The organism is Kitasatospora cheerisanensis KCTC 2395 (assembly GCF_000696185.1).
GTDB lineage: Bacteria > Actinomycetota > Actinomycetes > Streptomycetales > Streptomycetaceae > Kitasatospora > Kitasatospora cheerisanensis.
On sequence record NZ_KK853997.1, the window covers coordinates 7,013,901 to 7,036,547 of the forward strand.

19 protein-coding genes, 2 tRNA genes and 1 riboswitch are annotated in these 22,647 nt (G+C 74.2%); of the genes, 12 read left to right on the top strand and 9 right to left on the bottom strand.

Features of this window, described 5'->3' with window-relative positions; translation table 11 throughout:
- The first annotated feature begins 245 nt into the window (after positions 1–245).
- The 3 genes from KCH_RS31530 to KCH_RS31540 all read left to right on the top strand — a co-directional run bounded on the left by KCH_RS31530 (position 246) and on the right by KCH_RS31540 (position 1,941).
- Positions 246–319, top strand: a tRNA-Val gene (locus KCH_RS31530).
- Positions 320–330: 11 nt separating this feature from the next.
- Positions 331–403: transfer RNA gene (locus KCH_RS31535), tRNA-Ala, on the top strand.
- A gap of 35 nt (positions 404–438) precedes the next feature.
- Entirely contained in the window at positions 439–1,941 is a 1,503-nt protein-coding gene (locus KCH_RS31540; protein WP_084224032.1) for an SDR family NAD(P)-dependent oxidoreductase, read from the top strand.
- A 63-nt stretch (positions 1,942–2,004) separates the two neighbouring features.
- Here the strand turns inward: KCH_RS31540 and KCH_RS45315 are convergent, their stop codons facing one another.
- From KCH_RS45315 to KCH_RS31560, 4 genes are all read right to left on the bottom strand, one after another.
- On the bottom strand, positions 2,005–2,352 hold the full coding sequence (locus KCH_RS45315; RefSeq protein ID WP_244305516.1) for a hypothetical protein: 348 nt from the start codon (positions 2,350–2,352) through the stop codon (positions 2,005–2,007).
- 202 nt (positions 2,353–2,554) lie between these two features.
- Positions 2,555–3,100 (bottom strand): RNA polymerase sigma factor, encoded by a 546-nt coding sequence (locus KCH_RS31550; RefSeq protein ID WP_063750210.1) that lies wholly within the window; start codon positions 3,098–3,100, stop codon positions 2,555–2,557.
- 214 nt (positions 3,101–3,314) lie between these two features.
- Positions 3,315–4,076 carry an SDR family NAD(P)-dependent oxidoreductase gene (locus KCH_RS31555; RefSeq protein WP_035868686.1) on the bottom strand — a complete coding sequence of 254 codons (762 nt, stop codon included), beginning with the start codon at positions 4,074–4,076 and terminating at the stop codon, positions 3,315–3,317.
- A gap of 91 nt (positions 4,077–4,167) precedes the next feature.
- Positions 4,168–5,310: an acyl-CoA dehydrogenase family protein gene (locus KCH_RS31560; RefSeq protein ID WP_035868689.1), complete on the bottom strand. Its 1,143-nt coding sequence runs from the start codon at positions 5,308–5,310 to the stop codon at positions 4,168–4,170.
- Positions 5,311–5,628: 318 nt separating this feature from the next.
- Between KCH_RS31560 and KCH_RS31565 the strand changes: the two genes are divergently transcribed.
- Positions 5,629–6,225 carry a TetR/AcrR family transcriptional regulator gene (locus tag KCH_RS31565; RefSeq protein WP_035868692.1) on the top strand — a complete coding sequence of 199 codons (597 nt, stop codon included), beginning with the start codon at positions 5,629–5,631 and terminating at the stop codon, positions 6,223–6,225.
- A gap of 541 nt (positions 6,226–6,766) precedes the next feature.
- Here KCH_RS31565 and KCH_RS41840 read toward each other — a convergent pair.
- Positions 6,767–6,931 carry a hypothetical protein gene (locus tag KCH_RS41840; protein ID WP_157032271.1) on the bottom strand — a complete coding sequence of 55 codons (165 nt, stop codon included), beginning with the start codon at positions 6,929–6,931 and terminating at the stop codon, positions 6,767–6,769.
- A gap of 159 nt (positions 6,932–7,090) precedes the next feature.
- On the opposite strand from KCH_RS41840, the gene KCH_RS31575 reads away from it, so the two are divergent.
- The 4 genes from KCH_RS31575 (at position 7,091) to KCH_RS31590 (ending at position 11,690) form a co-directional block, all read left to right on the top strand.
- A complete protein-coding gene (locus KCH_RS31575) occupies positions 7,091–7,699 on the top strand; it encodes a hypothetical protein (protein WP_157032272.1) in 609 nt (202 codons plus the stop codon).
- A gap of 115 nt (positions 7,700–7,814) precedes the next feature.
- A complete protein-coding gene (locus tag KCH_RS31580) occupies positions 7,815–8,333 on the top strand; it encodes a SigE family RNA polymerase sigma factor (protein ID WP_035868702.1) in 519 nt (172 codons plus the stop codon).
- A gap of 86 nt (positions 8,334–8,419) precedes the next feature.
- Positions 8,420–9,370 carry a hypothetical protein gene (locus tag KCH_RS31585; protein ID WP_035868705.1) on the top strand — a complete coding sequence of 317 codons (951 nt, stop codon included), beginning with the start codon at positions 8,420–8,422 and terminating at the stop codon, positions 9,368–9,370.
- Between the two features lie 79 nt (positions 9,371–9,449).
- Complete coding sequence (locus KCH_RS31590; protein WP_051653665.1) at positions 9,450–11,690, top strand: ATP-binding protein; 2,241 nt, start codon at positions 9,450–9,452, stop codon at positions 11,688–11,690.
- A 152-nt stretch (positions 11,691–11,842) separates the two neighbouring features.
- Here the strand turns inward: KCH_RS31590 and KCH_RS31595 are convergent, their stop codons facing one another.
- From KCH_RS31595 to KCH_RS31600, 3 genes are all read right to left on the bottom strand, one after another.
- The gene (locus KCH_RS31595) at positions 11,843–13,543 is read right to left on the bottom strand and encodes a hypothetical protein (protein WP_035868708.1); all 1,701 of its coding nucleotides are present in this window, start codon (positions 13,541–13,543) and stop codon (positions 11,843–11,845) included.
- Between the two features lie 432 nt (positions 13,544–13,975).
- A complete protein-coding gene (locus KCH_RS46290) occupies positions 13,976–14,101 on the bottom strand; it encodes a hypothetical protein (RefSeq protein ID WP_279635926.1) in 126 nt (41 codons plus the stop codon).
- A 346-nt stretch (positions 14,102–14,447) separates the two neighbouring features.
- On the bottom strand, positions 14,448–16,316 hold the full coding sequence (locus KCH_RS31600) for a flavin monoamine oxidase family protein (protein ID WP_035868710.1): 1,869 nt from the start codon (positions 16,314–16,316) through the stop codon (positions 14,448–14,450).
- 270 nt (positions 16,317–16,586) lie between these two features.
- Here KCH_RS31600 and KCH_RS31605 point away from each other — a divergent pair, with 270 nt between their 5' ends.
- Both KCH_RS31605 and KCH_RS31610 read left to right on the top strand, forming a co-directional pair.
- Positions 16,587–17,822, top strand: a complete 1,236-nt coding sequence (locus KCH_RS31605; protein WP_051653667.1) for an MFS transporter — start codon at positions 16,587–16,589, stop codon at positions 17,820–17,822.
- Between the two features lie 112 nt (positions 17,823–17,934).
- Positions 17,935–18,225 carry a sulfurtransferase TusA family protein gene (locus KCH_RS31610; protein WP_035868713.1) on the top strand — a complete coding sequence of 97 codons (291 nt, stop codon included), beginning with the start codon at positions 17,935–17,937 and terminating at the stop codon, positions 18,223–18,225.
- A 4-nt stretch (positions 18,226–18,229) separates the two neighbouring features.
- On the opposite strand, the gene KCH_RS31615 is transcribed toward KCH_RS31610, so the two are convergent.
- A complete protein-coding gene (locus KCH_RS31615; RefSeq protein ID WP_035868716.1) occupies positions 18,230–19,522 on the bottom strand; it encodes a YncE family protein in 1,293 nt (430 codons plus the stop codon).
- Between the two features lie 304 nt (positions 19,523–19,826).
- A riboswitch (cobalamin riboswitch) is annotated at positions 19,827–20,045 on the top strand.
- Positions 20,046–20,088: 43 nt separating this feature from the next.
- Between KCH_RS31615 and KCH_RS31620 the strand changes: the two genes are divergently transcribed.
- Positions 20,089–20,538 carry an acyl-CoA thioesterase gene (locus KCH_RS31620; RefSeq protein ID WP_425268850.1) on the top strand — a complete coding sequence of 150 codons (450 nt, stop codon included), beginning with the start codon at positions 20,089–20,091 and terminating at the stop codon, positions 20,536–20,538.
- A gap of 216 nt (positions 20,539–20,754) precedes the next feature.
- Positions 20,755–22,476 (top strand): putative Ig domain-containing protein, encoded by a 1,722-nt coding sequence (locus KCH_RS31625; protein ID WP_035868723.1) that lies wholly within the window; start codon positions 20,755–20,757, stop codon positions 22,474–22,476.
- Positions 22,477–22,647: the final 171 nt, after the last annotated feature.

Below are 22,647 nucleotides of genomic sequence, written 5' to 3' on the forward strand. Positions count from 1 at the left end.
GACGGACAGGCGGACAGGCGGCGGACGGAGGAACAGGAAACCGCTTTCCGCGCACCCTCGCCGCTCGGAGCCGCCGAGCGGAACGGTGCACGGAAAGCGATTTCCCGCCGTTCGAGTGGAGGGGTGGAAAGCGCTTACCGCGTGGCCCCGAGAGGGTAGTGGAAAGCGCTTACCGTGCCGGAGAGAGTGAGGGCCGGAAAGCGCTTGCCGATCTTCCGGTGCGTACCGGTAGCATCTCCTCATCTCCCGGGCGTAGCGCAGCGGTTGGCGCAGCGCGTAGACAACGCGTTCACGCCGGTTCGAATCCGGCCCCCGCGAGGTCCCGGCGACGGGTCCGTAGCGCAGAGGTAGACGCGCCGCCTTCGCAAGGCGGATCACGCCGGTTCGAATCCGGTCGGGCCCGACGCCGTTGACGCGCCGTCACCCGGAGGAACCCCGATGAGCACGCCCGAGCCGAACCACAACCATGGCCCGGACGGTACGGGAAGCCCGGACAGCGCCGAACTCCCGGACGGCGGCGCCCGAGGCCGGTACGGCACGGGAATCCCGGACGAGGCCGAGCTCGCCGCCTTCGACCGCACCGTCGGACGGCTGCGCGCCCTCCCCGTCGATCATCCCCTGCGCCTGCGCGCCGAACGCGTTGCCGAGTCCTTCGCCCGCGACGGCCGCAAGCAGCGTCGCCAGGAGCGCCGCACCGAGGCTGCCCGCGCCGACGCCGTGCTGACCGCCGCGACCGCCACCGGCGGCGACGCCCGCCGCGAGGACGCCCCGCTGGCCGACCCGCCGAGCCCGGGCCCGATCGGTGAACTCCACCGCAGCCGCCGCTGCTACGTCTGCAAGCGCGGCTACCGCCAACTCGACGGCTTCTACCACCGCCTGTGCCCGGACTGCGCTGCCGACCACACCGCCCGCCGCGCCCTCAGCACCGACCTGGCCGGCCGCCGGGTGCTGCTCACCGGAGCCCGCGTCAAGATCGGCTTCCAACTGGCGCTGATGATGCTCCGCGACGGCGCCGAACTGATCGTCACCAGCCGCTTCCCGCACGACACGCTGCGTCGGTTCACCGCCGCCGATGGCAGCGACCGCTGGCTGAACCGGCTGCGGATCGTCGGCATCGACCTCCGCGACCCGCGCCAGGTCCTCGGCCTGTGCGAGCAACTGCGCGCCGAGGGACGCCCGTTGGACATCCTGGTGAACAACGCCGCACAGACCGTGCGCCGCCTGCCCGAGGCGTACGCGCTGCTCGTGGCCGGCGAGCAGGGCAGCGTCCCGGCCCAGGTCACCCACGCTCCCGGCTTCCGGCCGAGGCCGAGGCCTGCGCTCGGCGCCGCCCGGCCCGGCACGGGATCGGCTACCGAACTCGGCCATCCGGGGCAGGTCTTGACCGAGCACCGGGACGACGAACTCGGGACGCTCCGCGCGCTCGTGGACGAGGCCGGCCTGCTGCCCGACCGGGCGCCGCAGAACTCCTGGTCGGCGACGCTCGGCGGGCTCGACCCGGCGGAGGTGCTGGAGACGCACCTCGTCAACGCGCTCGCGCCGGCGTTGCTCTGCGACCGGCTGCTGCCGCTGCTGGAGGCGTCCCCGCACCCGTCCCGGTACATCGTCAACGTGACGGCGGTGGAGGGCCGTTTCGCGGTCCGCAACAAGATGCCCGGCCACCCGCACACCAACATGGCCAAGGCCGCCCTCAACATGCTGACCCGCACCAGCGCGGCCGAACTCGCCGAGCGCGGCATCCACATGTGCGCGGTAGACACCGGCTGGATCACCGACGAGAACCCGGCCCCGAAGAAGTCCCGGATGGCCGGCGCGGGCTTCCGCACCCCGCTCGACATCGTGGACGGCGCGGCCCGCGTCTACGACCCGATAGTCCGAGGCGAGGCCGGCGAGCCGTTCTCCGGTGTCTTCCTGAAGGACTACCAAGTCGCGGACTGGTGAAGGACGTTCGGTCCGACCGACCGGCCGTCCGGCCGTTCCGCCCGCTCGCCCGCCCGCTCGCTCCTAGGGTCCGACCGGGATGGGCTTGGCACCGATGCGGGCGCAGGCCTGGGTCGGGGGGAGGCCGTCGGCGGGGTAGATGACGGGGCCGCCGGGGGCGTGCGGGTCGCGGTGGTAGCCGCCGTCGGGGTCGGGGACGTCGGCGCCGGGGTGGTAGCAGGCGGTGAAGGAGGTCGGCACCGGGCTGTCGGGGCCCCACATGTGGGTCCACTGCCGGGCGCAGGACGCGCCCGGATCGCGGGGGTCGAAGTCGTCGGTGGTCGAGACCTCGGCAAGGTCCGCGTCGCGGGCGAGAGTTCGGGCGCACATCGCGGTCCGGCCGTGCTCGTTCCACGGTAGTCCGCCGGCCACCGCCAGCGCCCCGCCGCCGGCGAGCAGGGCGACGAGGGCCCGCCGACAAGGACCGCGCGGCGCGGACGGCCGAGGCCGGGCGGGGCCCCGGCGGCGCGGTTCAGCACCGAGTCGAGGACGCGGCGGCCCTCGGGGGAACGCGCCCAGCCCTCGGGGTCGGGCGGGCGGACCTGCCGGACGGCGTCGAGCACCGGGTCGTGGTTCATGCGGGCACCTCCGAGTCGAGGGTGGCGGTCGAGGCGTGCTGCCGTTCCAGGGCGGCGCGGAAGCGTTTGCGGGCGCGGTGCAGCCGGAGCGCGTAGGCGGCCCTGGTGCAGCCGAGCGCCTTGGCGGCCTGAGGGCCCGTCAGGTCGTACCAGCCGGTGAGCAGCAGGACCTCGCGGTCGGCCTCGGAGAGCAGCATCAGCACCCGGAAGACGTGTTCGCGGTCGCCGACCCGGTCCTCGAAGGCGGCGGCGGGGGCGTCGTCCGCCGCGGTCCGGATGCGTTCGGCGAGTGCCCACCGGCGCTGGTCGGAGCGGACTCGGTTGGCCAGCAGCCGGCGGGCCGTCGCGAGCAGCCACGGCAGCGCGTCGTCCGGCACCGTCCGCTGCTTGCGCCAGGCGAGCAGGAACGTCTCCGACACGAGTTCCTGCGCGGTCTCGCGGTCCGTGCGGTGCAGCAGGTAGCCCAACACCCGGTCGGCATGGGCGTCGTAGAGCGCCTCCAACCACCGGTGCCGCTCCTGCGGTCCTTCCTGAGCCGGCATGCGTGCCCTTCCTGTGAAACGGCCGTCACCCAGGAAATGTCCGGCACCGGGCGAACCATTACACCCCGGTGCGGGTCGGTCGCCGAGGCCCGGAAGGCCCCGGAAAGCCCTGGAAACCTCGGCAGCCGAGGCCCGGAGCGTCGGAGGCCGCGGGCCCGGAAACGCCGCAGGGCCGCCCGGTCGGGGCGGCCCTGCGGGGGGTGTGGGGCGACGGTCAGCGGGCGGCCATGCGCAGCGCGCCGTCCATCCGGATCGTCTCGCCGTTGAGGTAGTCGTGGTCGGCGACCACGGCCACCAGGCGGGCGTACTCCTCGGGGTGGGCGAGGCGCTGCGGGAAGGTGACGGTGGCGGCGAGGCCGGCCCGGATCTCGTCGGAGAAGCTCGCCATCATCGGGGTGTCGACGATGCCGGGGGCGATGGTGACGACGCGGATGCCGAACTGGGCGAGGTCGCGGGCGGCGGTGATGGTCATCCCGGCGACGCCGGCCTTGGACGCGGCGTAGGCGATCTGCCCGACCTGGCCCTCGAAGGCGGCGATGGACGCGGTGTTGACGACCAGTCCGCGCTGGCCGGCCTCGTCCGGCTCCTGGCCGGACATCGCCTCGGCGGCCAGGCGCATCACGTTGAAGGTGCCGATCAGGTTGACGTTCAGCACGGTGCGGAACAGGTCCAGGTCGTGCGGGCCGCGGCGGCCGACGATCCGGGCGGACGGGGCGATGCCCGCGCAGTTGACGGCCAGCCGCAGCGGGCGGCCGTCGGCGGCGATCCGGGCCAGCGCGTCGCGGACCGGCTGTTCCTCGGTGACGTCCGCGCCGAGCAGGGTGACGCCCTCGGGCGCGGCGGGCGCGGACTCCACGGCCTTCGGCAGGTCCAGGCCGTAGACGTGGGCGCCGAGGCCCGCCAGGTGGGCGGCGGTGGCCGCGCCGAGGCCGGAGGCGGCACCCGTGACCAGGGCGGCGGTACCGGTGAGCTGCATGCTGGAAAGCCCTTTCCGAGTGGGATCCGGAGGCCGCTGCGGGCCCCCGGAAGGGTGGTGACGTGCCATCAGGAGCGGGGGGAGGGTCGGGTCAGCGGGCGGCGAACTGGCGGCTGATCACCAGGCGCTGGATCTGGTTGGTGCCCTCGAAGATCTGCATGATCTTCGCCTCGCGCATGTACCGCTCGACCGGGAAGTCGCGGGTGTAGCCGTAGCCGCCGAGCACCTGCACGGCGTCGGTGGTCACCTTCATCGCGGCGTCGGTGGCGATCAGCTTCGCCACGCTGGCCTGCCGGCTGAACGGGCGGCCGAGGTCGCGGCGGCGGGCTGCGTCCAGGTAGGTGGCGCGGGCGGAGTCCACGGCGGCGGCCATGTCGGCCAGCAGGAAGCCCAGGCCCTGGTGGTCGACGATCCGGCGGCCGAAGGTGGTGCGCTCGTTGGCGTACGCCACGGCGGTGTCCAGCGCCGCCTGGGCGAGGCCGGTCGCGCAGGCCGCGATGCCGAGCCGGCCCGAGTCGAGGGCGGAGAACGCGATGGGCAGGCCCTGGCCCTCCGAACCGATCAGGCGCTCCGATTCGAGCAGCGCGCCGTCCCAGTACGCGGCCGTGGTCGGCACGCCGTTCAGGCCCATCTTCTCCTCGGGCGCACCGAAGGTCAGACCCTCGACCTGACCGGGCGCCAGGAAGCAGGACACGCCGTGCGGTCCGGGCGCGGTCCGGGCGAACAGGGCGTAGAAGTCGGCCTTTCCGCCGTGCGTGATCCACGCCTTGGTGCCGGTGACCCGGTACCCGCCGTCGACCGGCTCCGCCTTGCAGGTCAGCGCCGCCGCGTCGGAGCCCGCGTTCGGCTCGGACAGGCTGTAGCCGCCGACCAGTTCACCGGCCAGCATCCGGGGCAGCCACTGCTCCTTCTGCTCCGGCGTGCCGAAGGCGTTCAGCGGGTGGCAGGCGAGGGTGTGCACGCTGGTGGCGACCGCGACGGCCGCCCAGCGCGAGGCCAGCTCCTCCAGCACCTGGAGGTACACCTCGTACGGCTGCCCGCCGCCGCCGAACTCCTCCGAGTACGGCAGGCCGAGCAGGCCGGCCCGGCCGAGGAGCGCGAACAGGCCCTCCGGGTACAGCTCCTGCTTCTCGTGGGACTCCACCTTCGGGGCGAGTTCCTTGTCGGCGAGATCACGGGTCAGCGCGATCAGGTCCGCGGCTTCCTCGGTGGGAAGCAGGCGATCCACGGCCATGTTCCGGCTCCAAGCGGTACGCAAAGCGGTACGTCAGTACCGGTGAGCGTAGCGCAGCGGGGCCCGCCGTGGGGGGCCTCGGGGGCGGCGAACCGTCGAAATTTCGCGGAAAGTGGCAGATGGTGGGCGTGGGGCGGGTGGGGGAGGGGCGCAACCGGGGCGGTTCCGCCGAGGTGTGGCGGAGCGCGCGGGGCGAGGGCCGGACGGGTGGGGAGCGGCGTGCGGGACGGGTGGGGAGCGGAGTGCCGAACGGTGGCCCGAGGCGGCGGGACCGGACGGAACGGCCGCCCCGGAGAGGCCGACTGTCATACTGGCCGGGTGATCGACAGCGCCGCCGCACTCCAGCCCAGCGGACGGGGCGCCGCCCGCCGCAGCGCCCTCTTCGAGGAACTCGTCGCACTCTTCGTCGCCGAGGGCTTCGCCCAGTTCACCCTGGACGACATCGCTGCCCGGCTGCACTGCTCGAAGCGCACGCTGTACGGCCTGGCCGGCTCCAAGGAACAACTGGTCCGGGCGGCCGTGGTGCACTTCTTCCGCAGCGCCACCGCCCGGGTGGAGGCCGCGCTGGCCGCCGAGACCGACCCGGCCGCCCGGCTGGCCGCCTACCTGCGGGCCGTCTCGGCCGAGCTCGCCCCCGGCTCGGCCCGGTTCTTCGACGACCTGGCGGCCTTCGAACCCGCGGCCGAGGTGTACAGCCGCAACACCCGCGCGGCCGCTCGGCAGATCCAGCGGCTGATCGACGACGGCGTCGCGGAAGGCGCTTTCCGCGAGACCCACGTCGCGTTCGCGGCGGACGTGATCAGCTCGGTCATGGTCCGCATCCAGCAACGCCAGGTCGCCGAGGCCACCGGCCTCGCCGACGCCGAGGCGTACGGGCACCTCGCCGAACTCCTGCTGCACGGGCTGCTCCGCTGAGTCGCCCGGTCGAGGTGCCTCCGGCCGAGCGTCTTCCGGCCGAGGTGCGTCCGGCCAAGCCGAGTTTGAGTGCCGTGCAGGCTGCTTCACCGGGCCGTCCGGTCAACCGGCCTTTGGCGGCGCGGGGTTCGTGCCGACCGGCGGGTCGGCGGTCGCGGTGGTGCTCGGGGCGGTTGCCGCGCTGCTCGTGGTGCTGATCCTGCTCTGGCTGAACCGTCGGAAGGGGCAGTCCGAACTGGTGCTGGACGCCGACGGGTGGAGCACATTCAGCGGCTTCCGGCGACCAGTGGGTGATCCGTCTGCCCGGCCACGACGGTGCGCCCTTCCCGGCCACGGCCGCGGCTTACGGCCGCCTGGCCGGCCGGATCGACCGCACGGCGGGCGAGCGCATCACTGTCTTCTCCGTCGCCGGCCTGCCGGCCGACCGGGACGCCCTGGTCGCGCCAGATACGTTGCCACCGGCCCGGTCCGGCCGGGCCGCCGCCGCGCCGAGGCCTCTTGACTTCGCGGGCCGGCGGTTCGGCGCCCACGCCAGGTGCTCTCAACTCTCCTGCGGGGCAGCCGAGTCGGGGGCCTTCGCGGACGCGTCCGGCTGCTCCGGCTCGCACACCGGGCAGTGCCCGCGCTCCCGGACCTTGCCGCACTCCTCGCAGACCAGGTTCAGCCAGCAGGCGGGCTCGCCGCCCTCGCTCTCGGTGTGCTCCATGCCGTCCAGTGTGCCGCGACGGCGCCGGGCGGGGGAGACGGGGGAGGGCAGCGAGGATCTCCCGTGCGGTGACGGGGAGTTGGGCATTTGCCACCGTGTGCGTCCGGCCCTTACCGTCACTGCGGTGAACGATCATCTGTACGGCCGGGGGGCGTGCGCGTGAACGGTGGGGCCGGGGCGGAGTACCGGGGTGAGGCGCAGCCCGGGACGTGGACGGAGCGGTTCCTCGGGTTGCCCTGGGGCGTCAAGGCGGGGCTGGTGGCGGGCACCCTGGTGGTGGTGCTCGGCTGGGCGATCGGCTTGCGCGCGATGGTGAGCCCGGAGCGGGAGGCGGTGCCGCTGCCCGACACCGTGGAGGGCGTGCCGCGGAAGTTGACCGGCACGCCGGCGCGGAACCCCGGCTTCGACGACTCCACCGCCGAGCGCTTCGGCGTGGCGTGGACGAAGGGTGCCCTCTACCTGGCCGGCCCGGACCGGCAGGCCGGACTCCGGCGGAACCTCTCCTGGCAGCTCCAAGTGGGCCGGAAGGCCGACGACTTCGAGGCGCGGACGGCCGCCGGGACGGCGGACGGCACGCTGACGCGGGTGCCGACGATGCTGGGCGGCGTCATGTACTGCACCGTGCAGTACGGCGGGGAGGCCGCGTGCGTGTGGGCGAACGGCGGGACGGCCGTGCTGGTGGTCGAGTACGACTCCGACGCCCTGGAGGCCCGGGCCGCGGAGATCACCGGCGTCCTGGAACGGGTCGTCCAGCACCGTGAGAAGTGAGCGCGGGCGGCCGATCGCCCGGCGTTACCCAATCTTGATCTTGGCGGCGCGACGAACGGCCCGGGTGCGGCGTGTATGGAGAGCGTCGGCGAACACTTTCCACCCGGGGGACCACATGACCGAGGGGCTCGGTTTCGACGAGTTCGCGGCCAGTCGGGCACGTCGCCTGTTCCAGATCGCGTACCTGATGTGCGGGGACTGGCACCAGGCGCAGGACCTTGTGCAGACTGCACTGTCCAAGATGTACCCGGTCTGGGGCCGGCTGCGGCGGTCCGACGGGGACGCCGGCGTCGACGCGTACGCCCGGAAGGTGCTGCTGCGCTGCTACCTGTCGCACCGTCGGCTGCGCCGGTCCACCGAGCTCGCGGTCGCCGAGTTCCCCGACGAGCCGGCCGTCGGCGCCCGCGAGGGCAGCTCCGCCGCGCTGCGGATCACCCTGGTCGCCGCGCTGCGCCAACTGCCGCCCCGCAACCGGGCCGCAGTGGTGCTGCGCTACCTGGAGGACTACAGCCTGGAGGAGACCGCGGAGGCGATGGGCATCACCGTCAGCGCCGTGAAGAGCCTCAACTCCCGTTCGATGACCCGCCTGCGGGCCATCCTCGGCCCGGACCGCGCCCTGCTGCTCCAGGACTGACCCCGCCGGACCACCCCGCACCATCCCCGACCCCGCACCATCCCCGACCCCCGCGACACACCTGCCAGTACGGAAGGCATCGGACATTGGACCTGGACCTGGAGCTCTCCCGCATGATGGAGACGAGCGTCAAGGAGCTGAGCGTCCCGGTTGCCGTGATCGTCGCCGAGAGCCGCCGCAGGGGCCGCCGGCACCGGCTGGCGCGGCGGCTGCGGACGGCGGCCACCGTGCTCACCGTCGTGGTGCTGGCGGGCTTCGGCGTGAACGCCGGAATGTCCACGCTGGCCGGGCAGTTGCCGACCGAGAGCACCGGCCCGGCCGGCCCGGGCGCGTCCTCGCTCGCCGCCTCGTCGAACCCGCCCGTCACCGGTTCGGGCGAGGGCACCGCCGGGCCGCTCCCCTCGCCGCTCTACAGCCCGCTGCTGGACCTGCCGGCCGCGCCGCTGCTCGGCGAAGCGGAGCCCAACAGGTCCCCGAACCCCTCGACCACGGTCAAGTTCACGCCCAAGCAGGTGTACCTCACCCTCAGCAGCCTGCTGCCGAAGGACCACCAGTACCTCGGCCTGCCCGAGCCGTACCCGGTCCCGCTCCCGGCCGGCACCGTCGGCACGGCGATGCGGTACGTCGACGGCAGCGGCGAGGCCGCCATCGAGGTGACGATGCGCTACTCCCGGCTCCCGTTCCCGAAGGACGGGCGGGCCCCCGACCCGACCGACCTGCCGTTCCAGTGCGAGGAGACGGTCCGCGCGGACGGCACGCACAGCGTCGTCGGCTGCCGCTACGGCTTCCTGTCGGACGGCAGTTGGGAGATGGTGGAGACCAACGACGCGCTGGTGCCCGGGGTGTTCAGCAACCGGGTCAGGCTGTGGCGGCCGGACGGCATGGTGATGGAGTTCACCGAGTTCAGCGGGCTGCGCGACCGCGGCAGCGAGCCGGACGGCGCGCGGGCGACGGCCCCGCGCAGCGCGCCGCCGATCCCGCTCCAGCTCTGGCGGGGCGTCGCGGAGAGCGCGAACTGGCGCTGGTTCTACGTCTGACCGGACCGCGCCGACGCGCCCCACGGCCCGGATCGGCTGTCTCCCGGTCAGTACCCCCCGTACCGCGTAGGGTTGACGCGTGAGCGAACAGACGCGCAACGTGGTGGGCGACCACGCCCGGGTGGACACCGTGGTGCAGGCGCACCACGTCGGCACCGTGAACGTTCATCAGGCCGCCGCCGTCGTCCACACCCCGGCCTTCGAACTGCCGCCCGAGCGCGCCCACTTCGTCGATCGGGCGGAGGAGCAGCGGAGGATCGCCGCGCTCGCCGGACCGGGCGGTGATCCGAGCGCTCCGCCCGCCGCTCCGTCCGTCGATCCGGATGCTCGGCCCGCCGCTCCGGCGGCTCCGCCCGGCGCCGAGCGGGGCGCCCGGCCGCAGCTGGTCGCGATCAGCGGGCTCGGCGGCATCGGCAAGACCGCCCTGTGCCTGCGCGTCGGCCACCGCCTGGCCGACCGCCACCCCGACGGCGCGCACTACCTCGACCTCGACGACTACCGCCGCGACGGCGCGGTCGACCCCGCCGAGGTGCTCGCCGACCTGCTGCCCGGCCTCGGCGTCGAACCCGCCTGGCTGGGACGGGACTTCCGCTCCCTGGCCCGCCAGTACTGGGCCCGGACCCGCGGCGGCCGCCGCCTCCTGGTCATCGACAACGCCCGCACCGGCGCCGAGGTCCAGCCCCTGCTGCCCGCCTCCGCCGCCAGCCTGGTGCTGGTCACCAGCCACGGCCCGCTGTACGACCTCGGCGACACCGCCCCGCTGGAACTCGCCCTCGCGCCGCTCGACGCCGACAAGACCGCCGAACTGCTGCGCCTGCTCCTCGGCGAGCAGCGCTGGGCCGACGCCGAGCCCGCCACCGTGCACGCCCTCGCCACCGCCTGCGCCGGACTGCCCAAGGCCGCCGAAGTCGCCGGCGAACTCGCCCGCCGCCTCCCGCACCGCACCCTCGCCGCCCTCGCCGAACGCCTCACCGCCGAACTCCACCAGCAGGGAAGCGCACCCGTGGAAGCCGTCTGGGACGCCGCGTACGCCGAACTCTCGCCCGACGCCGCCCGGTTGTACCGCACCCTGGCGCAGTGCCCCGGCCCCTACGCCACCGAGCACACCGCCGCCGCGCTGCTCGGCACCGGCCTCACCACTGCCGAGGACGCCCTCGCCGAACTCGTCACCGCCGGCCTGCTCGACTACCGGGCCGGCGGCTACCGCCGGCACGCCCTGGTCCGCGGCCACGCCCACCGCCGCGCCGAACAGGCCGACCCCACCGGCGAGGAACGCGCCGCAGCCCGGGCCCGCGTGCTGCACTGGCTGCGCCGCCAGACCGCCCGCGCCGACCTGGTGATCGCGGGCCGCCGGCTCACCGTCGAACCGGAGGTCCCGGCGCTGCCGGGCGTCCCCGACGCGGACCTCGGCACCGCCAAGTCCGGTGCGCTGCACTGGATGGAGGCCAACCGGCAGGCCCTGTACGGCGCCGTCGCCCTCGCCCACGACAGCGGTCGCGACGAGGACGCCGTGGCCCTCGCCGAATCGCTGTGGACGCACTTCCTCGACCACCCCCGGCACGCCGAGGCGATCGACGCCTTCGCCGCCGCCGTGTCCGCCGCCGACCGCGCCGAGCACCTCCGCGCCCGGGTCCGCACCCGCTGCCTGCTGGCCCGACCCCTCTGGGAGACCGCCCGGTTCGAGGAGGCCGCCGAGGCCCTCGACCGGGCCCGGGCCCTCGCCGAACTGCTCGGCGACGACTTCGAGGACCGCCGGCTCGCCGCCTCCGCCGTCGACTTCGGCGGCCAACTCGCCCTCGCCGAAGGCGAATGGGCCGAGGCACACGGCGACGCCGCCACCGCCCGGGAGCGCTCCACCGCCGCCCGCGCGGCCTTCGACACCGCCCGGGACATCCACCTGGCGATCGGCAACGCGTACGGCGCGGCGCTGCAGACCTACCAGAGCGCGAAGGCGGCCGCCGCCGCGGACGAACAGGCCGACGCCGCCGACCTGTTCGGCCGGGCGTACGAGGCGTTCGCCGCCATGACGGGCCGCCAACGAATGACCGCCCGGGCCCGCCACGGCCTCGGCCGGGCACTGCTCCGGAGCGAACAAGCCGCTGACGCCGAACCGCACTTGGCCGCTGCGCTGGCCGACGCCGAGGACCGCCACTCCACCTTCGACGAGGCCCGCATCCGGCTCGACCTCGCCACCCTCGCCGACCGCACCGCCCGCCCCGAGGACGCCGCCCGCCACCGCGCCCGCGCGGCCGAACTCCGCGCCGCGCACGGGGCGGAGGCCGCATCCGAGGACAAGCCGTCGGCTCTCGACGGGAGTTGAGCGGAGGCCAGTTCCTCCGGGCGGGTCGGGGAGTGGCAGGTGGTGGGTGAACGGGGCTGTGGCGCTAGGGAGTTCGCCGGGCCCGTTCGGTGCCGGAGAGCTTCGGGGAGGCTCGCACTCGGCTCGATCGCGCCGTGGTCGGGAAGTTCGGGTCACAGCTCGGCGGCCAGCTCCTCCGGGCGGGTCGGGCGGAGTGTCAGGCGGTGGGTGAACGGGCCTGTGGTGCAGGTGAGTTCGGCGGGTGGTTCGGCGGCGGGGTTGGTGCCTAGCCAGGCGTGGACGGCGGAGACGGCGATCGGCGGGTCGAGGCGGTGAATGCGGCCCTCGGCGTGGACCGCGGTGAGGCGGAGGGTGAGCGGGTCGCGGTCGCGGTGGAGCAGGACGCAGTGCTCGGGGGAGAGGACGGCGGCGGCCGTCCGGCAGGCGGGGAGTTCGGCGAGGACGTGCGCCGCCCAGCCGTCGACCGTCCAGCGGCCGGAGCCGGGGCGGCGCCACAGCACGGCGGCGCTGCGGAGTTGGGCCAGGGCGGCCACCGGATGCTCGGCGGACAGGTGGTGGATCGGCAGGTCGGTGGTGGCCGGGAAGCGCTCCACCCGGACTCGCTGCCCGGCCACCTCGGCGCGCACCGCGAGCGCCGGGGCCGCCGACCGGGGCACCGACGGCACCGGCAGCGGCTCGGACAGGACGGCGTGCCGAGGGGGCGTCAGATCGAGCAGCCGGTACAGCTCGCCGCGCAACAGTCCCAGCGCCTCCCCGGGCCGCCCGAACGCCTCTGCCGCCGGCCCGGATGCCGCCGGCCCCAGCGCCGACGATTCCAAGGCTGCTGACGGCGCGGATCCGGGCGGCGCGACAGGCCGCCCCAGTGGCGGCAGGTCGAGGGCGCGGACGGTCTCCGGTCCGGCGAAGCGCGGGGCGGCGGCGAGCAGCCGGGCCATCGGGCTGCCGGCGATCAACTCCCGTTCACCGTCGTACGCGTCGAACACCGGGCGGCCGAGCGCCGCGGCGTACAGCGCGGTCGAACCGTGGTCGGTGACCACCGCGTCGGCGGCGACCAGGACGGCCGCCCAGTCCTGGTGCGGGGACGGCAGCAGCAGGCCGGCCCGGAGCGCGGGACGGAGCTGCTCCGTCAGGTCGAGGCGGCTGCGTTCGCCGGTCTCGTTGGGGTGGACCAGCAGCGCCACCCGGTAGCGGTCCACGGGCAGGCGGTGCACCAACTCGGCCGGCAGGTCCGGCCGTCGGGACAGCAGGCTCTCCGGGCCCCAGGTGGACAGCAGCGCCAGCAGCGTCTGTTCACCGAGGCCGAGCGCCGTCCGGTAGGTCTCGCGGCGGGCGTCGGACTCCAGCATCCGGTCCAGCGTGGGGTCGCCGACGACCACCGCGCGGGTGGCCGCCGGCGGGCAGAACTCGGCCAGCCGGGACAGCTGTTCGGCATGGCCGAGACCGTGCAGGTCGGCCCAGGGCACGCCGTCGGAGAGCAGGTACGCCGGGTCGAGACCGGACGGCAGCTCGGGCGAACCCTCGTCCCGGAGCGCCTTGTTGAAGCCCGCGCCGTGCGGCAGCAGGGCCCGGGCCCGGCCGGACAGGCCGGCCAGGGCGCCCTTGGGGCTGGTGGTGAGGATCAGGTCGAAGGGCCGGCCGACGGCCTGGTCGAAGTCGATCACCCGGGCGCCGGAGCGGTCCAGCGCGGCCAGCGCCTCCAGGTCGAAGCGCGAGCCGGGCACCAGGGTGAACCAGCGGGAGATCCGGCCGTCGCCCTCGAACACCGGCAGCACGTCCAGCAGTCGGTGCAGCGCCACCGCCGAGCGGAACGCCAGCAGCACCGAGCGCCGCTGGTCCCCGCCGGTGTCGCGCATGCGCCGATGGTATCCGCGCCGCCGTCCGGACCTCCGCCGGGACACGGCTGCTGAGGGCGGTTCGGCGTCCGGGTCGGTCGCTCGGCGCACTGTCAGGACGCTCGCCGGGACGCGGCTGCTGACGGCGGTTCGGTTTCCGGGTCGGTCGCCCGGCGTGGCGTCGGCGAACCGGCCGTATGTCGAACGCGCGGCCGTCCCAGGGAATTGATGGGGCGGTGGACTCGGCGGGCCGGTCAGGTGTCGGCGGCGACCTGGATCGCGGCCTCCATGCGGGAGGCGATCCGCGTCGCCGTCCGGACGTCCGCCGGGACGCAGCGCTGACGGCGGTTCGGCTTTCGGGCCGGTCGCCCGGCGCGGTGTCGGCGAACCGGCCGGTTGTCGAATGCGAACGCCGCTGCGAGGAGTTAAAGGGGCGGCGGCGCGGCGAGACGGTCAGGCGCTGGCGGCGACCTGGATCGCGGCCTTCATGCCGGAGGTGACCAGCGCCGCCGTCCAGACGTCCGCCGGGACACGGCCGCTGACGGCGGTTGGGCTGCCGGGTGGGTCGCGTCGGCGCACTGTCCGAACGTCTGCCGGGACGCGGCTGCTGACGGCGGTTCGGCTTCCGGGCCCGTCGTCTGGCGCGGTGTCGGCGAACCGTCTCGACGTTGAACGAGGTCGCTGCCCTGCAGAGTTGATGGGCGGGTGCGGTGGGCCGGTCAGGTGTCGGAGGCAGCCTGAATCGCGGCCTTCACGCGGGAGGTGTTCAGCGCCGCTGTCCCGACGTCTGCCGGGACGCGGTCGCTGACGGTGGTTCGGCTTCCGGGCCCGTCGCCTGGCGCCGCGTCGGCGAACCGTCCCCGGGCATCGAACGAGTGCGCCGCCCCGAGGAGTTGACGGGCGGCGGCGGGTGCGGCGGTTTCGGTCAGGCGCCGGAGGCGACCTGGATGGCGGCTTCCACGCCGGAGGCGATGGCGCCGGAGACCCAGGCGTGGTAGCGCGGCATGCAGTGGTCGCCGGCGAAGAACAGTCGGTTGTCCACGGGTGTGGCCACGTGCGGGCCGAGGCTGAGGAGTTGGCCGGGAGTCTCGATGACGGCCTCGCCCAGCGCCCAGCGGTTGCGCAGCCAGGACTGCGAGACGTACCGGTCGGTGACGTAGCGGCGGATCCGCTCGCCGAACAGGCCGGTCAGGTGCTCCAGCGCCTCGGTGTGCCGGTCGGCGGGGGTGAGGGCGTCGAAGCGCAGCGCGTCCTCGGCCCAGTTGTAGGCGGCCAGCACGACGCCGCCGGGCGAGCCGCCGTCGCTGGGGTGGGAGGGGAAGTAGACGAACCGGCTGGCCTCGTCGGAGACGCAGCCGCCGCCGACCGCGCCCACCGCCGCGCCGTGCGGGGCGGGCCGGTAGTCGTCGCCGAGCTTCTCCTTCCAGGTGTCCTCGTTCCACTCCCACCAGCGCTCGGTGAACTCCAGCAGCACCTTGTGCGCGGTGTCGTGCTTGAGCTCGTTGATCGCCCGCCGCTTGCCGTACGGGAGCAGCGGCTCGAAGTCGACGTGCCGCAGCGCCGCGAACGGCACCGCCAGCACCACCGCGTCCGCCCGGTACTCGGTGCGGCGCCCGCCGATCGCGCCCTCGCAGGCCTCGTCCTCCGGGCCGGTCTCCGGCTCGGCGAAGACCGTCACGCCGGTGTCGTCCGTGACGACCCGGGTGACGACCTGGCCGCGTTCGATGCTCAGGCCCTGGGAGAGTGCCTCGGTGAGCGCGTCGGTGCCGGCGCTGAACTCGAAGTAGGTGACGGACGGGTTGATGTCGCCGGCGTCGAACACCGAGTGCAGGAAGCCGTAGGAGAGCCGGCTGGTCAGGTTCTCCAGCGTGCCGACGGCCTGGATCTGGGCGTCCTTCCAGCCCTCGCTCTCCTCGAGGTAGCGCAGCAGCGAGTAGCCGTCCATGTCGTACAGCAGGCTCGCCATGCCGGTGACCCGCTGCTCGATCGGCTTGTCGGTCCAGGTGCCGTCGTCGTTCTTCACCATGGTGTAGGCGCGGGCGGTGTCCAGCGCCTTGTCGAAGGCCTGCCCGGTGGTCTGGGTGCTGTCCCAGCCGAAGCTCTTGTTGATCGGGCCCGGGTCGGCCGCGTACGCCTTCTTGCTGACGGTCTGTCCGTTGACGTGCACGAAGCGCTCACCGAGGCCCGGCGGCGCCTTGTACTCGGGGGCGTTGCCGGTGGCGAACTCCTCGCCCGTCCACGACTTGTAGACCACCCGGGCGTCGTTCGAGACGATGTCCGGCTCGGGCGGGACGTCCACCAGGTGGAACGGGCGGCGCGGCACGTTCAGGTGGTCGGCCAGCGCGAGGGTCAGCACGTGACTGGACGGGAAGCGCATCGCGCCGGCCTCGGCGTGCAGCCGGTCGTCCTGCCACACGTCGCCGCGGAAGGTCTTCACCCGGCCGCCGACCCGGCTGCGGTTGGCCTCCAGCAGCCGGACGTTGTGGCCGGCCGCCTGGAGAAGCCGGGCGCACACCATGCCGGAGACGCCCGCGCCGACCACCAGCACGTCGCGGGTCGCGGCCTGCCGCAGGCGCTGACGGCCCGTCAGCAGCTTCAGGTACTCGAGGGTCAGGTCGGTGTGGTCGGCGTCGGTCAGCAGGATCCGGCGCGCCATGATCAGCGCCGCCTCCTCCCGCGCCGGGTCCGGGGGCGCCGCGCCCGCCGCACGAGAAGTACCGGCTCCGGGGCCGGCCAGGGCGGCAGCCGTCACCGCGCCGCCGGAGGCAAAGAGCAGTCCGCGTCGAGAGATCACCGGCCCAGGGTGGCAGCGCCCCGGCCCCGACACGCGAGCTCGGCTCACGAACGACCCGCTCGTCACCCGGGCGGTGGGCACTTGCCGTGAACAGGGGCGCGCGGCGGCTCCCGACGTGCGCCGGGCGCGGGGCCGGGAGGCGTGGGGCCTATCGTATTCCACAGAAACATGGAGAATCAGGAGAGTCCGTGACCAGCACCGCCCCCGCCACCGCCCCGCCCGCCACCGGCCGAACTCGCTGGACGCGCCGAACTCGCCGTCGACCCCGCCGTGCAGCGGCACATCCTGCGGACCCTGGTCGCCTCCCAGATCCTCAGCGGCGCCGGCCTCGCCGCCGGCATCACCGTGGGCGCGTTGCTCGCCCAGGACATGCTGGGCAGCACCGGGCTGGCCGGGCTGCCCAGCGCGCTGTTCACCGCCGGCAGCGCCCTCGCCGCCGTCGTGGTCAGCCGGATCTCCGGCACCCACGGCCGGCGGCCCGGACTCGCGGCCGGCTACGCCACCGGTGCCGTCGGCAGCGTCGGCGTGATCGCCGCCGCCGCGCTCGGCAGCCCCGTCCTGCTGTTCCTCGCGCTGTTCGTCTACGGCGCCGGCACCGCCACCAACCTCCAGGCCCGGTACGCCGGAGCCGACCTCGCCGCACCCGGGCACCGGGCCCGGGCGATCTCCACCGTGCTGGTCGCCACCACCCTCGGCGGCGTCCTCGGCCCGAACCTGGCCGCACCCACCGGCGTCCTCGCGCACGCCCTGCACCTGCCGCGGCTGGCCGGACCGTTCCTGCTCGCCGGACTCGCCTACGCCGCCGCCGCGTTCGTCCTCGCCACCCGCCTGCGCCCCGACCCGCTGCTGCTCGCCCGCGCCGCCGCGGCCGACCCAGCCGCCGGGGCCGCCGAGGCCGCCGGGGCGGCGGCCGACCGGCAGCAGCCCGACGCCGCGTCAACGGCCCGCACCCGCAACCGGGTTCTGCTCGGCGCCCAGCTCATGGTGGTCACCCAGGTGGTGATGGTCGGCGTGATGACCATGACACCCGTCCACCTGCACGACGCCGGCCGGGGCACCGCCGCGTCCGGACTCGTCATCGCCCTGCACGTCGCCGCGATGTACCTGCCCTCCCCGCTCACCGGACGGCTCGTCGACCGGCACGGACCGCTCGCCGTCGCCGCCGCCGCCGGACTCACCCTGCTCGCCGCCGGACTGCTCGCCGCCGCCGCCCCCGCGCACTCCGTCCCGCTGCTCGCCCTGGCGCTCGTGCTGCTCGGCCTCGGCTGGAACTTCGGCCTGGTCGCCGGTACTTCGCTGCTCACCGACGCCGTCCCGCTCGCCCGGCGCGCCAGGACCCAGGGCAGCGTGGACGTCGCCATCGCGATCGCCGGCGCCACCGGCGGCCTCGCCTCCGGCGTCGTCGCCGACCGGGCCGGCTACTCCGTCCTCGCCCTCGGCGCGGGGCTGCTCGCCCTGCTGGTCCTGCCCGCCCTCGCGGCCGCCGCCACCCGGGGCCGACGGTGACGGGCCCTCAGTACCCCGAGGCCCCGGGGCTCACCGTGGACGGCCGCGGACTGCTCTGCGTCACCCTGCTGCTGGTCCTGCCCGCTCTCGCCACCGCCACCCGGAGCGGACGGTGACGGGCCCTCAGCACCCCGAGGCCCCCGGGCTCACGGTCGACGGTGCCGGACTGCTCTGCGTCACCCTGCTGCTGCGCCTGCGCGCCGCCGTCGCGGACGCCCCGGCCGGCACCCTGGTGCACGTCCGCGCCACCGACCCGGCCGCGCCGCTCGACCTGCCCGCCTGGTGCCACCTCACCGGCCACCGGTACCTCGGCGAGGTCGACGAGGAGACCTATGCGCTGCGGCTGGCCGCCGACCCGAACCCCACCCGGGCCGACGCCCCGTGGCACCGCGCGGACGGCTGACGGGTCAGCCGGCGGCGGGGCCGGTCCAGCCCGCGGGGACGTGGCCGAGGCGGACCCGCTGCGGGTGGTCGCCGACGTCGACCCCCGAGGTGGGCAGGCCGGTGGCGAAGTCGATCGCGGTGACCCGGTCGGCGCCGCTCTCCGAGATGATGCACGACTTCCCGTCGCCGCTGACGGTCGCCCAGTACGGCTTGGAGGCCGGCACCAGCGGCCCCTCCTGGAGGGACGCCCGGTCGACCACCGTGGCGTAGTCGTCCATCGTGCCCGCGACGCAGAGCCGGCTGCCGTCCGGGCTCATCGACAGGCCGTGGTGGCGGGAGTCGTTGACCCAGGTGGTGCGGTCCTCGCTGGTCGCGGGGTTCTTCGGCAGGGTCTTGACGCGGGTGACCCGGTCGTTCGCCACGTCGTACTCCACGAACCCGTTGAAGAACGAGACCTGGAAGTACAGCGTCCCGCCGTCCGGGGAGAACACCGCCGGCCGGACCGCGTTGGACAGGTCCGAGCGGCCGAAGGCGTCCAGGCGCGGGCGCATGTCGATGGTGCGCACCGTCCGGAAGGTGTCGGCGTCGACGACCGTGATGTGCCGGTCGCCCTTCGTCCAGTCCAGCCACGGTGCGTCCAGCGCGGTGGTGACCTCGCCGATCGACATGTTCCAGATCTGCCGGCCGCCGGCCGTGTAGAGGTTCTCGTGCGGCTTGTCGCCGGCGGCGAACGAACCGAGCAGCCGGCCGGTGGCGATGTCCAGCACCTGCACGGTGTTCGCGGTGGACGCGGAGACCACCACCCTGGTGCCGTCCGGCGACAGCGCCATGTGGTCGGAGCGGTAACCGTCCACCGGGAAGCGCCAGTTGAGCCGGCCCGAGGCCAGATCGACGGAGACCACGTCGGCGAAGCTCGGCCGGGAGACCACCAGCGCGGAGCCGTCCGGGGTGGTGTACATGTCGTCGACGAACTGGTCGTGCCCCTCCCCGGGGCCCAGCCGGACGCCCAGGAAGTAGGCCAGCTTCACCGGGTTCAGCGCGATCTCGGCGAGCCGCTGGTCCTTGTCCGGTATCACGTCGACCCGGCCCACCCGGGCCAGCGCCCCGCGGGAGGTGACGGCGTCCGCCGTGCCGTCCCAGTTGTTGCCGACGAACAGCACCTCGCGCAGCCCGTCGGACGCACCGGCCGCGGCGGTCGGCACCTCCGCGCCCGCGCGGGCCACCGCGCCCGGGCCGGACACCGCCAGAACACACACCGCCGCGACGCCTGCGAGGCGGCTCGCACGTCGAGAGCGCCGGTACGGGGAACGGGACATCACGGCTCCTTCACGCGGACAGGCCGAAAGGGAACGCCCGGGGACCGGCCGCGGAACGCGCCGTGGCGCGGGCGTTACTCGACAGTAGGGAGATGCGTCGGGGCTGACAAGACATCGGCGCGAACCGGCTTTCGGAGAAAGGGAGTTGGCGCCCCGGCAGGTGATCGCCGGCCGGGGGCGCCTTCGCGCCATCGGCCCCGGCCGCCGTCGCGCCGTCCGCCCCGGCGGCCCGCCCGTCCGAGGGCGCCGGAGCGCCCGCCGGGCCCTCCCGCAGGCCGCCGTCGGGAGCACCTCGAAAGGGGATATAGGCTGGTCGGGCAGCGGTTCGCCCCCGTCCGAGCCAGGCCGGGCGCGTCGCAAGAGGGAACCTGGTGCGAGTCCAGGACTGCCTCGCAGCGGTGAGCGGGAACGACCGCCGTCACACGCACTGGGCCCGAGCGGCCCGGGAAGCGACGGCCAGTAGGAAGACCCTCCACGGGAGAGGCCCGCGAGTCCGAAGACCTGCCGCCGCCCGCGGTGCCCACCGGCGCCGCGGCCCGAGTCGCAACTCGCGAAGGAGAGTTGACGTGGCAGACCAGACCGCGACACCCGTGATGACCGCCGCCAAGCCCGCGGAGGCGTCCGAGGTCACGCTCGCGCACATCATGAGCGAGCACGACACCAACCTGTACGGCACCATCCACGGCGGCGTGGTGATGAAGCTCATCGACGACGCCGCCGGCGCGGCCGCCGCCCGGCACGCCGAAGGCCCGGCCGTCACGGCCGCGGTGGACGGCATGTCCTTCCTCGCCCCCGTCCGGGCCGGCGACCTGCTCACCGCGCACGCCGAGCTCGAACGGGCCGGCCGCACCTCGATGACCGTCCGGGTCAGCGTCACCGCGCAGCGCTGGAACGCCGCCGCCGGCCCGGTCACCGAGGTCGCCACCGCGCGGCTCACCTTCGTCGCGGTCGACGCGGACAGCCGCCCGCGGCCGGTCCCGGCGCTGCTCCCGGCGGAGTCCGGCGCGGCCGCCTGACGTCCTGTCACCACCCGGGCCCCGGAACGCCGATCCACCTGGTGTTCCGGGGCCCGCGGTCTACGTGATCACTCTCACGCCGAACAAACCGGCGCATTTGCGACGGCGTGAGATCGACATGTTCCGTTCAAGCTCCGCTTACCCCACCATGGCAGCGTGTGCCCGCCTACGCGCGTAGCGCACCCCATGGTTCCTGTGGTTCGAGGAGATTGACAGATGATCAGAACGTGGAAGGCCGCCCGCCCGCTGGCCCTCACCGCCGCCGCCCTGGTGGCCGCAGCCGGAGCGAGCGCCATCCCGCAGCACGCCACCGCGGCCACCCCCAAGACCACCGCCGCGGCCGCCGCCGCCACCCCCAAGCGAGTGCTGTTCGACAACTCCAAGGCGGAGACCGCGGGCAACGCGGACTGGATCATCTCCACCAGCCAGCCCGACCCGCTGGCGCAGAACGCCAACCCCACCGGCGAGACCAGCTGGACCGGCGCCATCTCCGCCTGGGGCGTGGCCCTGCAGAAGACCGGCAACTACAGCCTGAAGACCCTGCCGGCCGGCAACACCATCACCTACGGCACCGGCGGCGCGCTCGACCTCGCCAACTTCGACGAGTTCGTGCTGCCCGAGCCCAACGTGCGGCTCAGCGACGCCGAGAAGACCGCCGTGATGAAGTTCGTCCAGAACGGCGGCGGCCTGTTCCTGATCTCCGACCACACCGTCAGCGACCGCAACAACGACGGCTGGGACTCCCCGGCCATCATCAACGACCTGCTGACCACCAACAGCGTCGACAACACCGACCCGTTCGGCTTCTCCGTCGACCTGCTGAACATCACCACCGACAACCCGCGGGCGATCACCGACACCACCGACCCGGTGCTGAACGGCTCCTTCGGCAAGGTCACCGGCTCGATCATCCGCAACGGCACCACCTTCACCCTCAAGCCCGCCGACAATCCGAACGTCAAGGGCCTGCTCTACCGCACCGGTTACAGCGGCAGCACCGGCGCCGCGTTCGTCACCTCGACCTTCGGCAGCGGCCGGGTCGCGATCTGGGGCGACTCCTCGCCGATCGACGACGGCACCGGCCAGTCCGGCAACACCCTCTACGACGGCTGGAACGACCCGGCCGGCACCGACGCCGCGCTCGCCCTCAACGCCACCGCCTGGCTCGCCCAGGGCGGCTCCACCGGCAACACCGGCTCGGTCTCCCTCTCCAACCCGGGCGCCCGCACCGCCACCGTCGGCACCGCGACCAGCCTCCAGCTGTCCGCCACCGACACCGCCGGCGGCACCCTGAGCTACGCGGCCACCGGCCTGCCCGCCGGACTGACCGTCAACTCCGCCACCGGCCTGATCAGCGGCACGCCCACCACCGCCGGCACCTCCACGGTGACCGTCACCGCCACCGACTCCACCGGGCCGTCCGCCACCGCCACCTTCACCTGGACGGTCGCCGCGAGCGGCGGCAGCACCTGCACCGCCGCCCAGCTGATCACCAACCCCGGCTTCGAGACCGGCTCCACCTCCGGCTGGACCGAGACCAACAGCGGCGGCTCCAGCACCATCAACAGCAGCAGCAGCGAGCCCGCCCACAGCGGCAGCTACGACGCCTGGCTGGACGGCTACGGCGTCGCCAACACCGACACCCTCGCCCAGACCGTCACCCTGCCGACCGGCTGCACCACCTACAAGCTCAGCTTCTGGCTGCACATCGACAGCGCCTCCTCGGCCACCACGGTGTTCGACACCCTCACCGTGACGGCCAACGGCACCACCCTCGCCAGCTACAACAACACCAACGCCGCCAGCGGCTACCAGCAGCGCACCTTCAACCTCGCCGGGTACGCCGGCCAGACCGTCACCCTGAAGTTCACCGGCGCCGAGGACTACACCAAGCAGACCTCCTTCGTCCTGGACGACATCAACCTCAACGTCTCCTGACCCCACCGGTGGACCCCCGGGCCGGCCCCACCCGGCCCGGGAACCGGCCCGCACGCCGCCGCGCCTGCGCGGTGGCGTGCGGGTGTTCCGCATGGCCGCGCCCCGGTGATGCCTCCTTTACCCCGCTATTACTTCCGCCGCCGACACCGGGCCGCTTTGTGAAGGTCTTGC